Below are 14,977 nucleotides of genomic sequence, written 5' to 3' on the forward strand. Positions count from 1 at the left end.
TGAACAATTTTCCTTCGAGAATCCGGGCTACAATCCAGCTACTTCCGGGAAATTACTGGCCTGCTTTTTCCAGATCGGCCAGTGTCCAAGCCTGCGTTCTACCCGCCGTTTCCTGTCGTATCTTCCTGACCTCGTCGGTCTGAACAAAAGGCTTGAAATTCCGGCGTTTCAACACTTCGGGCGGAATACCGCCGTTGGCCGGGCGGGGTGTCGTCGACGGTGGACTTGGCGGGAAATTGCCGGTATAGCCAAACTCATACCGAATATAACTCAGTACAGAGGCAATCCATTCATCGTCGTTGGCTGCCATCGACGGCATCACATCCGGATAATTTTTCTCATCGACCGGGCCATGTAAACCGTGCAGCAGAATTTTTATCAGCACATCTTTTTCACCCACAATTCGTTTTGATCCAAACAGGGGCGGAGCAACCATACTACTTCCCCCAACGGCCAGCCCTTTTCCTTCGGGGCCGTGGCAGGTAGCACACAATGTTTTGAACGTACTTGCCCCGGCCATCACCAGCTTCCGGTCCGATTCTTCGAGTCTGCCCAAACGAAGGCCGTATGTTTTAACCGCGTCGTTCTTGAGTTGGCTTTTTCGGGCGCCGGCCAGCATTTCAATCGATGTGTTCTGCTCTATGATTTCATTATTAAGGGCTTTAGCCTTAGCCGATTTGCTGTCGTGGGTCGATAAAACCAATTGCGTACGGACATCATAACTCGGATCATTTTTAAGCACACTCACCTTGTCCAGTACCTGCTCATCACCCTGCTTGATATAGCGTTCGCTGATCCAGATAGCTGCCCGACGAAGTTGCGGAGCTTCGTCTTTCATCACCGTAAACAGCACGTCTTTATCGATGGCATCCAGTCCTTCCAGAGTCCATAACGCATGAAGTCGTCCCAGCGTTGACGGTTTACGACTCAGCGAGCCCTGCTCGCCTAATGCAATTTGCTTCAGAACAGGAACAACCGATTGATCGCCCAGGATCACGAGTTGCTTTTGCGCATTGTCGCGCCACCAGCCATTTGGGTGATCGAGGTAGGTAATGAGTTTACTGGCCGATTCATCAAGCATCTTGGGTTTCGGCCCCGGTTTCATGCCATCATGTACCAATCGGTAAATACGGCCGTGTTGTACGTTTTTGTCGAGTCCTAGCCGCTGAATCTGCGGGCGAAGGTAACTGTCTTTCGGTGTCCACTGCGACTCCTGAATGATTCCGCGGTTCATATCGACAATGTACAGGCATCCATCGGGGCCGGTGTAGGTATTGACCGGCCGGAAGTTCATATCCGTCGACGCGATAAACTCCTGTTGTTTGTAGGCATTTTCTAATGTCAGTTTCCCGTTGGTATTGATGACCTTAGCCCGACGGATAATCCGGGCAACAGGTTCGCCAATCAGGTAATCGCCGACCAGGTCGGCCGGAAGCTTATCGCCCCGAAAAATGGATTGTCCGTTACTAGCCGTGAAATGGTTCAGCGTGCTATCGGGAAGCCGCAACCGTCGTAAACCTCCCTGAATATCGGGCGTGGCAATGATCGGCCATACGGCATTGAACTCCTCGCTATACTGATCCGGAAACTCAAGGGCACCATAGGCCGGATTGATCTGAAAACCCGATGCCGGAATTTCGCCACCCGCCCGCGAAAAGAACAGACGGCCGTAGTTGTCGTGCGTTAAACCCCACTGGCCATTCGATCCACTCGGAAGCGAATCGGCTTTCAGTACACCGTTTTTATAGCGATACCGCACCGGATCGACTGTTACGTAGATCCAGTTATCGAGGTTCCAGTCAAGGCCGCTCCGCTGGTGTTCGAGGTTACCGGGAGCCTTTTTCCCAAGCTGAAAGACAGGTTTTTTCGCATCGGCTACCCCATCGCCGTTCGTATCCTTATAGCTATAGATATCGTAGGTATCGGTTTCATTAACCAGCAATTCGTGATCGACACACAGAATCATCCGGGGCAGAATCAGCTTATCGATAAAGACAGAACTTTTGTCCATTTTGCCATCATTGTCGGTATCCTCCAGAAGCATGACCCGGCTAATTGGGTCGTGTTCGTGGGAACCGTCAACATCCTGCATGTAGGTGCTCATCTCGGCCACATACATGCGGGCATTGCCATCCCAGGCTATGGCAACGGGCTCTTTGATCATGGGGTCGCTGGCAACCAGCTCCATGTGATAGCCTTTAGGCACCCGAAACGAGCGGACACTCTGTTCGGGTGTTAGCTGCGCGGGCGACGGATTTGCCGTAAAAGCAGGAATTGTATCGGCTTGAACAGCTGGCGTTTGCTGAGCGGTCGATTGGTCAGCCGTAGTCGCTGATTTCTGAGCGACCCGACAGGTAATAACCAGCATTGAGAAAGCAATCAGACTTAGAATCGAAAGCTTACGTTTCATTGAGTATGTTTTTAGAGCATACTCAAAAGGGAATTCTGGTACGCTCTTACTCCATCTATGACACCTTTAATCGAAACTTCATACGCTGAATGATAACCAGTATGAGCGTTAGGATCACCCCTGTTAAACCCAAAGCGGCAAAAATCAACCACTTCATCATGTGGAGTGGCGGCAGTAGGCCCTGAGAGTCGAAGGCTCGGTATATAAGTAGCTCTTTTTGCAGAACGTTTATACCCGACACATCAAAAGTCTGATCGAAACGGATCTTCCGGCCATGTTTAAATCCATCGATTTGAATGGCGATCGTTTGTGAATCATCACTGATTCTAGTTCGGACCTGCGACGATGAAGGATCTTTAGCCATTGCAACCGTGCCAATACCTAAGAGCAGGCACATAATAAGCGTTTTCATGATAAGTTGGGTTTAAATCGGTGAAGCATTGAGCAAGGAAGGAGCCGGTTCCCTCCTCCCCGCCCCTTATTCTTTGTATTATTCGGAACGCAATGATTTTACCGGATTCATCAACGCTGCCTTGATGCTGTGAAAACTTACCGTTGCGAATGTAATGAGGATAGCGGCCAGCGCTACCACGACAAATACCCACGCACTAATCTCGATTCGGTACGGATAACCTTTCAACCACGTGTGCATACCAAACCAGGCTAGTGGTATGGCGATTCCCAAAGCGATGATAACCAGCTTTATAAAGTCTTTCGAAAGAACGAGGATAATAGTCGGTGTACTCGCACCGAGCACCTTTCGAATGCCAATTTCTTTGGTACGTTGCTCAATAACCATCAGCGCAATGGCAAACAGACCAATACACGACAACAGAATGGCGATGCTGGCAGCCAGACTAAAAACCCTGGACAACATTTCTTCATCCTGATACCAGGCATCGACGTTTTCATCCAGGAAAGAGCCCATAAACTCCGATTGGGGGGCTACTTCTTTCCAGACGTTTTTTAGCTTATCCATCGAACTCGCCAGATTCTGGGGCGCTACCCGAACAAAAACATAATGAATAGCCTCATTATGTGAGAGATGCATGGTAATTGGCTTGTTCTCATCGGCAAGGGAATAGAGGTGAAAATCAGAAATGACACCGATAATCTGCGACTTGACGCCCGATGTATCGTGATCATCCCGAAGTAGGGTTCCAACCGCATTCGCTTCCCCCATCATCTTGGCCATACTTTCGGTAATGACTACCCGATTTACCGAATCTGTCGGATAAGCCCGATCAAAATCCCGGCCCGCCAAAAGTTTTATATTCAACGTTTTAAGGTAGTCATAATCGACAAGCAGCCAGTCGGTTGCTATGTCATTCCCTTTGTAGGTGATACCGAGCACACCTCTCGCCGTGACCCGATCCTTGCCCTTTCCTAAATTGACACCAGAACCGGTTATGGCCAACACGGTAGGATCAGAAGCTAATTTATTACGCAACCGTTGCAATACCTGCCGCCCGTTTACCTGACTCCCTACCGGAATGCTGATTACCTGTTCTTTCTGAAAGCCAAGCGGTTGCTGCCGTAGGAAATCGACCTGCTGGAGAGCAATAATCGTACAGCAGGTCAGCAGGCAAGACAGCGTAAACTGTGTAACAATGAGTGAGTTGCGCAAAATACCGGGACGTTTCAGCGAAATCTTTCCTTTGAGCACTTCAACCGGATTAAACTTCGCCATCTGCCAGGCCGGATACCCGCCTGCTACAAAAGTGATCAGCGCAAATACGAGCAGCATCAACCCGATAAAGCCAGGTTGGGCTATGTAATCCAGGGTCAGTTTGCTATTAAATGTGGCATTGAAAACCGGTAAAAGTAGGTAGGAAAGCAATAGACCAACCCCAAAACCAATCAAACAAATCACGGTCGATTCGCCCCAGATCTGAACAAAAAGCTGCTTTTTCAATGCGCCCAGCGACTTCCGGATGCCCACTTCTTTAGCCCGCGTAAACGACCGCGCCACGCTCAGATTAATGAAGTTGATGCAGGCAATCAGCAGAATAAAAAAGGCAATACCCATTAACACATAGATCAAGGCAATGGGTGCTCCTTTTCCACCCGATATTTCCCGGCCAAAGTGAACGTCAGCCAGTTTCTGCAACCGGACCGCAAACACATCGCCCCGTTCGTCGGGTTTTGCGCCTTTCTTTTTGAGGTCATCCAGAGACCCATGAAAGTATTTGACAGCAAACGCCTTTAACCGACTTTCAAACGTGATCTGGTCTATATTGGGGGGTAATTTCACAAAGACCTGATGCGAGTTTGCCCCCCAATTGTCTTTCGCTGACTGATAATCCGGAAGATTCTCGACCCGAATCAGCGCGTCGTAATGAATCGTTGAGTTGTAGGGTGCATCAGCCAGTACGCCCGACACGATATATTGCTTTCGGTTGCCATCACTGCCGAGTTCTACGGGTTTGCCCATCGGATCTTCGGTACCGAATAGCGTCTGGGCCATATTCTCGCTGATAACCACATTGCTTAAATCACGAAGGGCGCTTTCCGGATTCCCTTTACGCAACGGAAAGGAGAATAGTTTAAAAAAATCCGGGTCAGTGAGATAGACGTTTTTATCAAAATAGTGCCCTTTATATTCCACCAGGCTTTTCCGGACAACAATAAATCTTGCTGCGGCCTCTATTTCCGGATAGTCGGTTTTTAAGGCAGGCATGAGGGGCAAGGGCATGCCTGCCGACCTACTGGCCTGCTCCGGATCATTCGAGAAAAAATAGGTCTGAAAAATACGGTCACCATCCTCATGAAAAGAATCAAAAGTCAGCTGTAAATAAGCAATCAGAAACAGGAACAAGCTGATACAGAAAGCAACAGCAAGGCCAACCACATTGATTGATGCATATCCTTTGCTCCTCCAAAGAGTACGTAAGGCGATCTTTACATAATTGCGTAGCATGTCTGGATGGAGAAAAAAGGGTTGAGGAAATTCATTGGTTTTATAGCGATGCGCCCCTTGCGAAACGGGGCTGGTTACCGGCTGCGCAAAATGGCCCACTCGTCGCTTCAGAAAATAAGGACGAATGAATTTGACGACCTCCACCACATATAACTGTCGTGCTTTTTGTTCGCCAACGTCGATTACCTGTTCGGCAAACTGCTCGTGCAGATCACCCAGCAGTTCTTCCAGCAAATGAGGTGGACACAACCATGTCAATAAGCGATCGGCCCAGGCCGGGGGAGTTGGTGTATGATTCGCCATGATTTACGTCAAAGAAGGAGTAGGAATAAAGTTCCAGAGGTCGTTGCGCACTGTCCGCATCTCATTCAGCGTTTGCCTTCCTGCTGCCGTAACGGTAAACAACCGCTTTCGACGCCCACCTCGGGTCATGGTGGCTCCGCCAAGTTCTGACCGAACAAAGCCTTTTTCCTCCAGCCTGTAAAGCGCGATATGTACACCACTGAGGCTACTGATTCGATTCGTGCGTTGTTTCAGCTCAGCAGCAATGACGACTCCGTAAGCGTCTCCCTGCAATACGGCCACAGCCAATAAAACCAGTTCCTCGAATTCGCCTAAGTAGGATCGGCCCATACGAATACAGTTTTGCTCCATTTGATTATTATTTGCTAAACAAATGTCCTGCCAAACCGGAAACATGCCTATTGCATTGCATCAAAGCCTTTTATTTTAGTTATAGTTGGCGATTGCTGTCCAGAAACGGACAGTTATTGTACGCATGTGGACAGCGCACCAAGGCTGTTGGAATACTAACTTACCCAAGGAATTACTTCTAGTCTATAACTGTACTGTACATGGCAGGCGTTTTATTAATATAGGCCTTTAGCTTTGAGCGGTGCCACGGTTTGTTTGCGCAAGATTAGTAACCACCGTCCGCGGCTGAGGTGGCACGGCTCAAAGCTAAAGGCCTACTAAAGTTTAACGCATTGCCCTCATTCATCATCTGAATAATGGAATAGAATCCAGTAGTTTTGGGATCTATTCGGACAAAGTCACTATGAAAAAAAGCCTGTATTGCCTTAGTTTTCTGGCCCTTTTTAGTTGTTCAACAAAGGAAAAACCGACCCAATCCGCAGCCACCGATACAGGACAGGCAGCCATTGCAACGGCCAGCGGACAACTTTCCGGGGAGGGGGCCACGAAGTCTGGGTCTACAAACCAGGTCCCTGCCAACGCCGGAAAGTGGCAGTATGATCGAACAACCGATCAAACAAACAATCCGGTCTATAAAGCGTCGATTATTGCTTCCAACCTGCTCGAATTTCCGTTTCCCTACGAAGGTGGTTCATCGGCAACATTGACCATTCGAAAACGGAGCAGTGGCACAAACGTCTATCTGGAGGTATCAAAAGGACAGTTCAACCGGAGTTTTCAGGGCGGAAATGCCCAAATCCGTTTCGACAACAAACCCGCTGTTTCCTATGCGTTCTCAGCAGCTGAAAACGGACGGGCTAATATCATATTTTTTGATTCAGAACAGAAGCTGATCAATCAGTTAAATACCGCCAAAGAAGCCGTAATCGACGTTGGGTTCGACGGTCAGGGAGCCCGTGAAATCAAGTTCAGAACCGCTGGCCTGAATTGGAATCATTGATTATTCAGACTAAAAAAGGCACGCGGCAGGTACAATGGTCACAACGGTTAGTTGCTTTGATTCCTTTGCCCCTGCCTCGTGCTTGTTGTGGCCACAGATTGGCCTTATAGTTTCTGAAAAACCACAATACTATTGTGCCCTCCAAAACCAAAGGTGTTGCTCATCGCAACATTCACGTTGGATGGCATGGCCTCTTTGGTAACAATGGTCAGATTTTCCGGAATTGCCGGGTCCAGAACTGTGGTGTTGATCGTTGGCGGAATAACGCTGTCACGGATAGATAACAGGCATATAATTGCCTCGACAGCTCCGGCAGCCCCCAGCAAATGCCCCGTTACGGATTTGGTAGCGCTAATTTTCAGTTTTGTTTTCTCGGTTCCGGTTAGACTTAACACCGCATTTATTTCCGATAAATCACCTACCGATGTTGAGGTAGCGTGCGCATTCAGGTAATCTACATCCGAAATGGTGATATTGGCCTCCTTCAAAGCCAGTTGCATGGCTTTCGATGCGCCGATACCTGCTGGATGAGTAGCCGTCATGTGATAGGCATCCGCCGTCATTGATGCCCCGGTAATTTCCCCGTATATATGTGCGCCACGCTTAACGGCATGTTCGTATTCTTCAAGGATTAAAGCACCTGCTCCTTCACCCATAACGAATCCATCCCGGTTTACATCGAATGGGCGTGAGGCAACAGCAGGCTCACTATTATGAGCAGACATTGCCTTTAACGCACTAAATCCGCCAAATGACGCCGGCGTAATTGGCGCTTCAGACCCACCACTGACAATGATTTTTGCTTTCCCCAGCCGAATGTAATTGAAGGCATCCATGATGGCGGTATTCGACGTAGCACAGGCCGAAACCGTCGTATAGTTAATACCCATGTAGCCGTTCCGAATGGAAATCATACCCGAAGCCATGTTTGCAATCAGCTTGGGAATAAAAAACGGACTAAACCGGGGCTGGCCCGTTCCCAGCGCAAATTCTTTAACCTGCTCTTCGAAGGTATCCATACCCCCCTGGCCCGATCCCCAGATGACACCCACATCAAATGGGTCCATCTTATCCAGTTCGAAACCAGAATCCTTAATGGCCTGATCAGAAGCAATTAATGCATATTGAGTAAAGAGGTCGGTTCGCTTGATATCTGACCGGCTTAGATACTGAGTAGCGTCATAATTTTTGAGTTCGCAGGCGAATTGGGTGCGAAATAAAGATGCATCAAAGTGCGTAATCGTAGCCGCGCCACTTTGACCATTTACTACATTTTGCCAAAACGTTTCCACGTCGTGACCAACAGGAGTCAGTGCTCCAACACCAGTAATAACAACTCGGTGTAACATGTTTGTTTTTGATTAATAACAAATCGGCCTTGCATTCACCAGACCTAGTATTCGGTAAAGCTATCTTTAAAAAAGCGTCGCAAATGTATGAAAATACAATACCAATCGGTATATTTATCAAATCAAATTATTGGCACAATTAGTTCTTTCAGCCTATAATCGTCAAATAGGTTCTACGAGCAAGGTCATTAGGCTTTTACAGGTACATCTTTACTGAGTTTCAGCAATTTTTAATACTAGACAGCACATTTATAACATGGCTACTAAACAATCAAAAGCGGAACGAACCCGCCAGTTTATCATAGAAACGACCGCAGGTATTTTCAACACAAAAGGCTATGCGGGAACATCGTTAGCCGATTTAACGGAGGCTACCGGCTTAACGAAGGGCAGTATTTACGGAAACTTTGAAAACAAAGAAGAAGTGGCCCTGGCTGTTTTTGATTACAACCTATCACGCATAAAACAGGCGGTTCAGCAGCACATGGTGCAGGCAATCTCAAATTCAGAGAAATTGCTGGTCTACGCCGTGGTTTATGGGACTTTCATTCGCGCTCCCTTTTTGCCGGGCGGATGTCCCATTCTAAACACGGCCATTGAAGCCGATGACACCAACAATCTTCTGAAAGATAAAGCTGCGAAAGCAATTCTGGAATGGAAAAAGTCGATTATCGACATTATCAAAGCGGGCATTAAAACCGGCGAATTCCTCGAAACTGTAGAGCCCGAGCGCAGTGCCCTGTCAATTATTGCCCTCATTGAAGGTGGTATCATGATTGCCCGAGTGACCAATAATCCAACTAGCCTGGACAAAATCCTAAAGACAGTAGAATTGCTGATCGAGCAGATAAAAGTAGAAATATAAAGGGTATCACCTTAGTGCAAATTCGTCTCTAAAGCCAGTTGCCAGCCCGTGTAAGCCTGTTCTACCGATAGCCGGTTCTCCGAAGGATTAATAACAGACTTACAATCATTTAACTGCTGCAAATGCGCTAAGTCCCGATAGACCCCCGCTTTTAAACCAGCCAGATAGGCAGCCCCTAACGCCGAAATATCGGCCATTTCGCGGTTAACAACGGGCTTATTGAGGAGGTCGGCCAGAAACTGAAGAACGAAACCATTCGAGGTCAAACCACCGTTGACCATTAACTCCGCTAACGTTATACCGGTGTCCTGCTCCATCGCAACGATAACGTCCCTGATCTGGTAGGGAATCGATTCGAGGGCAGCTCTGACAATGTGATTTTTGGTGGAGCCAAACGTAAGGCCAGAAATGGACGCTTTCCGGGCCATGTCCCAGTGAGGAGCGCCAAGACCACTGAAAGCAGGAACAACATAAACGCCCCCATTATCGGCTACAGCTGTTGCCATGGCTTCCGTATCCCGGCTTTCGGCAAACAACTCTAGATTATTTTTCAGCCATTCGATGGTTGCGCCACAGGTAACGATTACGCCTTCCAGTGCATAGTCGACCCGTTCTTCGGTACTCCAGCAGATGGTCGTCACCATGCCATGATTCGATTCTTTACACGCTGGACCAATATCCATCATGATCGAGCAACCCGTTCCGAGCGTCGCTTTGGCCGTTCCGGGGGCGAAACATCCCTCACCGAAAGCAGCCGCGTGCGAATCACCAATCATACTGGCAATAGGTAGCGGATGGTCGAGCAAGCCGTTAAAATTCGATTCGCCAAACAAAAACGAAGACGGTTTTGGCTCGGGTAAATTCAGTCGGGAAAGGCCAAACTGCGCCAGGATTTCCTGATCCCACGAGAGCGTCTGAAGGTTAAAAAAGAGCGTGCGGGAGGCATTGGTATAATCGGTCAGATAGCGCTGTCCATTGGTTAATTTATAAAGAAGCCAGGTGTCTACCGTACCAAAATAAGCCTTTCCGGAATCGATTGCCTGCCGGACTTTTTCATGCTGTTCATACAACCAGATGAGCTTGCTCCCCGAAAAATATGGATCGATGAATAAGCCCGTTTTCGTACGAATTGGCTCCTCGAGTCCTTCGGCTTTCAATCGCTCGCAAACGGCTATGGAACGCTTGCATTGCCAGACAATGGCATTATAAAGCGGCACACCGGCTTCATCCCAGACGACGAAGGTTTCCCGCTGATTAGAAATTCCGCAGACCGTTATCGCCCGAAGATTACCGCCCTGAGCGACAAATGAATCAATACACTTGCCAACGGAAGTCAGTACGTTCCGAACGATTTCTTCGGGGTCTTGCTCAACATACCCATCACCAAAATAATTGGTTTTCAACGGTTCTGAAGCGCGGGAAATAACCCGACCATTTTCATCAAAAAGCAACGTTTTTGTACTGCTTGTGCCCTGATCAATGGCTAAAATATAGGAACTGGTCATGCTTTATTGGCAGAAAATGAGAACAACTAACAAGCTGGCAGACAAGGGATTATTCCTGCTTACTTCTCATTATCCGTTCGTTTATCGATAATAACAGCCAGCAGAATAACGAAGCCTTTTACGACTTGCTGCCAAAACGGCGATACATTGAGCAGCACCAAACCATTATTCAACACGCCAATAATAATGGCTCCCTGAACGGTTCCTAAAATGCTGCCACGCCCACCAGACAGGGATGTTCCCCCAATAACGACAGCCGCAATAGAGTCTAGCTCATAGCTGGTACCGGCATTGGGCTGAGCCGAATCGAGCCGGGAGGTGACCAGTAAACCGCCCACTGCGGCCAGTGCACCCGCAAGGGTATAGACGATAATTTTGATTCGGTTGATGTTAACCCCCGATAGCCGGGAAGCACTTTCGCTACCGCCAATCGCGTAGATATACCGACCTAAACGGGTTTTGTTAGTAATTAGTACCGCCACCGCAACGATAATTCCCGATACCCAGACGGGTAAAGGAATTCCCAGAAACCAGCCGGTACCTAAGTACGTAAACGAATCACCCAGACCGGTAATGGGAAAGCCTTCGGTCCAGAGCATGGTCAGGCCACGCGCAATGGTGAGCATAGCCAGCGTTGCCACAAATGGCGGCAACTTAAACCGGGTAATAGCCCAGCCATTGAACCACCCTAGCCCTGAGCCCGTCAGCAATCCGGCCAGCATCGCTCCCAGAAGGGTAAAGCCAATGTAGAGATTTGCGGACGGAAGTTGAATGCCGTTTCGGAGTAATCCGGCCGTAATGGCCCCCGACAAAGCCAGTATGGAGCCAACCGACAAGTCGATTCCCGCGGTCAGCACAACAAGCGTCATGCCCGTAGAAATACAGACATTGACCGAGATCTGCCGCAGAACGTTCCAGAAATTGGCCACTGTCAGGAATTTGTCGGACATCAGGCTGATACCCAGGCAAAGTATGAACAGCGCAATGAGCGACTGAAATTTCAGAAAAACGGGTCGATAAGTTTGCAACTGTGCCTGCATAAGACTTAGGCGTTTAAAGGGTTTTAGGAATGGCGGCTTTGAGTATAGAATCTTCAGCAGCATCCTCTGCCGACATTTCGGCCGTTATGGTTCCTTCGCTCATGACCAGAACGCGGTCTGAAATGGCCAGTATTTCGGGCAGTTCTGACGAAACGACGATGATTCCCATTCCCTCGTCGGCTAGTTGAAGAATGAGTTTATAAATTTCATTCTTGGCATTGACGTCGATACCCCGCGTGGGTTCATCCAGCATCAATAGCTTCGGGTGGGTTGCCAGCCATTTCGACAGAACGATTTTCTGCTGATTGCCACCACTCAGATTTTTAGCCGCCTGCTTTTCGGAAGGCGTTTTAATGCGTAATTCCTCGATGTATTTTTTAGCCAGATTCGACTCTTTTTTCCGATTCAGTAAGCCGGTCTGTTCAATGGAATCGAGGGTCGACAAGCTAATGTTGGTTTGAACATCGAGCCCCAGAACGAGACCGTCTTTTTTGCGATCTTCGGGCACCAGCGCCATACCCGCCCTGATCGCATCAATGGGTGCTTTGCAGTAAATAGCTTCACCGTTCAGGCGAATGGTTCCGTTCGTTCGTTTCGGATGAAGTCCAAATAGCGTTTCCAGTAATTCGGTTCTACCGGCACCCATGAGCCCAAAAATGCCAACAATTTCACCCTGGCCAACTGTCAATGAAATATTCTTCAGTTGGTTTTCCTGCGCCTTGACTGGATGCGTAAGACATAGGTTTTCGACTGACAAAAGTGGGCTATATCCCCGCTCATTCCGTTGCCGTCGAATACTGGTAATATCCCGACCCACCATTTTACGAATGAGCGTATCGTGGTCCATACTTTGCATATCGCCCGATTCGATCGATTTCCCATCCCGCAACACAACAAAGCGATCAGCAATCGTAAACAGCTCATCCAGTTTGTGGGAGATGTAAACAATGGCTTTATTCTCGCTTCTCAGATCATCGATGATGCCAAATAAGACTGCCACTTCGCTTTCGCTGATGGCCGATGTTGGCTCATCCATAATGATGACTTTTGAGTCAACCAGCAACGCTTTAGCAATTTCTACGACCTGTTGCTGACCAACTTTCAAGTCCGCAATCAACCTGTCGGGGTCCAGATTTAGCTTCAGTTTGTCCAGTAACTGCTGACACGTATGCCGCATGGCTTTCTTATCGAGCGTACCCCAGCGCGTGGTGATCTCGCGGCCCAGAAAGATGTTTTCCGTGATACTCAGATACGGAATCAGGTTAAGCTCCTGGTGAATGATCGTGATGCCACAATCCTGCGCATCGCGAACGGACGAAAACCGGACGGGTTGCCCATTGAACCGGATCTGACCTTCATAGTCCGGGTAAACACCCGACAGAATTTTCATCAGCGTAGACTTGCCCGCTCCGTTTTCGCCAATTACAGCGGTTACCTTCCCGGCCTGAAACTCAAGGCACACCTTGTCAAGCGCAGTTACGCCCGAAAATCGCTTGGTGATATCTTCTGCTACGAGCATGGTCGGGTTTCTAGGGCGGTGGCGGGTTTTAAGAACGCGACACGACGTAAGGAATTGAACAGGTTTACTTCACGGTGATCGGAATCACCTCCAGATTATCAAGGTGCAGGTGCTCCCGGTTCAGTTCGATTGCACCCACAAAGCTGACTTTATCCTCTTTTTTGGCGCGGTTTTTCAAACCAGGAATCACCTTCCGGCGAATGATATCGTTGATTTCCGCAGACACGTTGTTCAGATCCATCGTATTGTCGAATTCAGTGATCTGGATTAACCCGGACGCATCCCGGACCGCATTACCAAAAATGTATTCAGTAGTCAGTTTTACGGACTCACCATCGGGTAATAGAACCGTTATGTCTTCGTCGCTAATGGCGGTTATTGTCCCCTCCCCTTTCACCAGAAAATAGCGAATATTACCAATTCCCAACGCATGCGAATAGGTGGACATAGCCTTCTCTTTATCCGTTTTCAACAGAGTCATGAGCGTGGTAAAATCCGTTGCGGATTGCTGAGTCGCGGGAATCAGTTTGTTAGTCCAGAACGTTTCGGCGTAGGTGGCTGCGTTAAAGGCCTGGCCAAGATTCGAGCTGATTGCCTTCTTTACCTCATCCAGTTTTTTGACATAAACAGAGTTATAGGCAACCACTCCGATCAGAACCAGTAATGCAAGATTTTTAAGGATGCTTGAAGACATGGTTTCTCAGGGCTTTTTAGGATCTTGATAATCAGCGATATTCGCCTGATCGACCAGTTCGACAGCTACGGGTACTTTTTTGGCAAAATCCCGCTTGCCCTTGATGTATTCGTCGGCATACTGTGCAGCCGTTCTGGCCATCGTCTGGGGCGATTGCAGGCCCGTGGCTTTAATCTTGCCATCGCGGATGGAGTTCATCACATCATCGGCCCCATCGAACCCAAACACCCCAACCTCTTTAGCCTTGCCAGCCGCTACCAACGCCTGATAAGCCCCCATCGCCATCGCATCATTTCCACAGAAGACCGCATCGATATCGGGGTGTGCCTGGAGAATTGATTCCAATACTTCCATCGCCTTATTCCGATCAAAATCAGCACTTTGCTGAGCGACCAGTTTAAAGCCGGGATAGCGATCCACCACACTATGAAAACCCTTCGACCGGTTCCAGGTGTTGTTATCGCCAACCAATCCTAAAATCTCGACATAGTTAACGGGCGCTGTTTTTGCCTTTTTGCCCAATGTCTGAACAAAATATTTACCGATAGCCACGCAGCCCGAGTAATTGTCGGACAGAATCTGACAGGTCGCAGCCTCGGGCGAGTTCACTTCCCGGTCCATACAAAACACCGGAATACCCTCCTCTTTGGCTTTCATTGCATTCACGATGGAGCCATCCGAGTCGGTTGGATTGAGCAGAATGGCATCAAACCCCGATACGATGGCATTCTCGAAGTGGTCGTTTTCCAGGGCTGTGTTGTTCTGCGAATCGAAGATCTTTGCCTCATAGCCCAATGCTTTCGCCTGAGCCGCAGCCGTTTCGGCCAGCACCACAAACCACGGATTGTTGAGCGTAGACACAATAACCGCTACTTTTTTGGGCTGGCCCGTTTCCGATTTGGTCGTACAGCTGTTCGTACCTCCGAACAGTAGCAGCAATGCAAGTAATCTATAGTAAGTGAATAGGTTGTGCATGAGGGTTTAGGAAACAACTACTACTCGTATTTATTGCCAATTCAAC

12 protein-coding genes are annotated in these 14,977 nt (G+C 48.5%); 2 read left to right on the forward strand and 10 right to left on the reverse strand.

The features are described from left to right. Window positions 1-52: 52 nt before the first annotated feature. From GJR95_RS35275 to GJR95_RS35290, 4 genes are all read right to left on the reverse strand, one after another. A complete protein-coding gene (locus GJR95_RS35275) occupies window positions 53-2,410 on the reverse strand; it encodes a DUF7133 domain-containing protein (protein WP_162390324.1) in 2,358 nt (785 codons plus the stop codon). A 55-nt stretch (window positions 2,411-2,465) separates the two neighbouring features. Beyond that, window positions 2,466-2,822 (reverse strand): hypothetical protein, encoded by a 357-nt coding sequence (locus GJR95_RS35280; RefSeq protein WP_162390325.1) that lies wholly within the window; start codon window positions 2,820-2,822, stop codon window positions 2,466-2,468. Between the two features lie 78 nt (window positions 2,823-2,900). Beyond that, a complete protein-coding gene (locus GJR95_RS35285) occupies window positions 2,901-5,633 on the reverse strand; it encodes an FtsX-like permease family protein (protein WP_232540964.1) in 2,733 nt (910 codons plus the stop codon). Between the two features lie 3 nt (window positions 5,634-5,636). Then, window positions 5,637-5,963, reverse strand: coding sequence for a PadR family transcriptional regulator (locus GJR95_RS35290; protein ID WP_162390326.1), 327 nt, complete (start codon window positions 5,961-5,963; stop codon window positions 5,637-5,639). A 424-nt stretch (window positions 5,964-6,387) separates the two neighbouring features. Here GJR95_RS35290 and GJR95_RS35295 point away from each other — a divergent pair, with 424 nt between their 5' ends. Then, entirely contained in the window at window positions 6,388-6,984 is a 597-nt protein-coding gene (locus tag GJR95_RS35295) for a hypothetical protein (protein ID WP_162390327.1), read from the forward strand. A 104-nt stretch (window positions 6,985-7,088) separates the two neighbouring features. Here the strand turns inward: GJR95_RS35295 and fabF are convergent, their stop codons facing one another. Next, complete coding sequence (gene fabF, locus GJR95_RS35300; RefSeq protein ID WP_162390328.1) at window positions 7,089-8,333, reverse strand: beta-ketoacyl-ACP synthase II; 1,245 nt, start codon at window positions 8,331-8,333, stop codon at window positions 7,089-7,091. Between the two features lie 256 nt (window positions 8,334-8,589). Here fabF and GJR95_RS35305 point away from each other — a divergent pair, with 256 nt between their 5' ends. Further along, on the forward strand, window positions 8,590-9,198 hold the full coding sequence (locus GJR95_RS35305; RefSeq protein ID WP_162390329.1) for a TetR/AcrR family transcriptional regulator: 609 nt from the start codon (window positions 8,590-8,592) through the stop codon (window positions 9,196-9,198). Between the two features lie 11 nt (window positions 9,199-9,209). Here the strand turns inward: GJR95_RS35305 and GJR95_RS35310 are convergent, their stop codons facing one another. From GJR95_RS35310 to GJR95_RS35330, 5 genes are all read right to left on the reverse strand, one after another. Then, window positions 9,210-10,703, reverse strand: coding sequence for an FGGY family carbohydrate kinase (locus GJR95_RS35310; RefSeq protein ID WP_162390330.1), 1,494 nt, complete (start codon window positions 10,701-10,703; stop codon window positions 9,210-9,212). A gap of 59 nt (window positions 10,704-10,762) precedes the next feature. Next, complete coding sequence (locus GJR95_RS35315) at window positions 10,763-11,743, reverse strand: ABC transporter permease (RefSeq protein WP_162390331.1); 981 nt, start codon at window positions 11,741-11,743, stop codon at window positions 10,763-10,765. Between the two features lie 13 nt (window positions 11,744-11,756). Next, complete coding sequence (locus tag GJR95_RS35320; RefSeq protein WP_162390332.1) at window positions 11,757-13,262, reverse strand: sugar ABC transporter ATP-binding protein; 1,506 nt, start codon at window positions 13,260-13,262, stop codon at window positions 11,757-11,759. Window positions 13,263-13,326: 64 nt separating this feature from the next. Beyond that, window positions 13,327-13,956 carry a DUF2291 domain-containing protein gene (locus GJR95_RS35325; protein WP_162390333.1) on the reverse strand — a complete coding sequence of 210 codons (630 nt, stop codon included), beginning with the start codon at window positions 13,954-13,956 and terminating at the stop codon, window positions 13,327-13,329. 6 nt (window positions 13,957-13,962) lie between these two features. Then, complete coding sequence (locus GJR95_RS35330) at window positions 13,963-14,931, reverse strand: D-ribose ABC transporter substrate-binding protein (RefSeq protein ID WP_162390334.1); 969 nt, start codon at window positions 14,929-14,931, stop codon at window positions 13,963-13,965. Between the last annotated feature and the right edge of the window lie 46 nt (window positions 14,932-14,977).

It is taken from the genome of Spirosoma endbachense, assembly GCF_010233585.1.
GTDB classification, from domain to species: Bacteria; Bacteroidota; Bacteroidia; order Cytophagales; family Spirosomataceae; genus Spirosoma; species Spirosoma endbachense.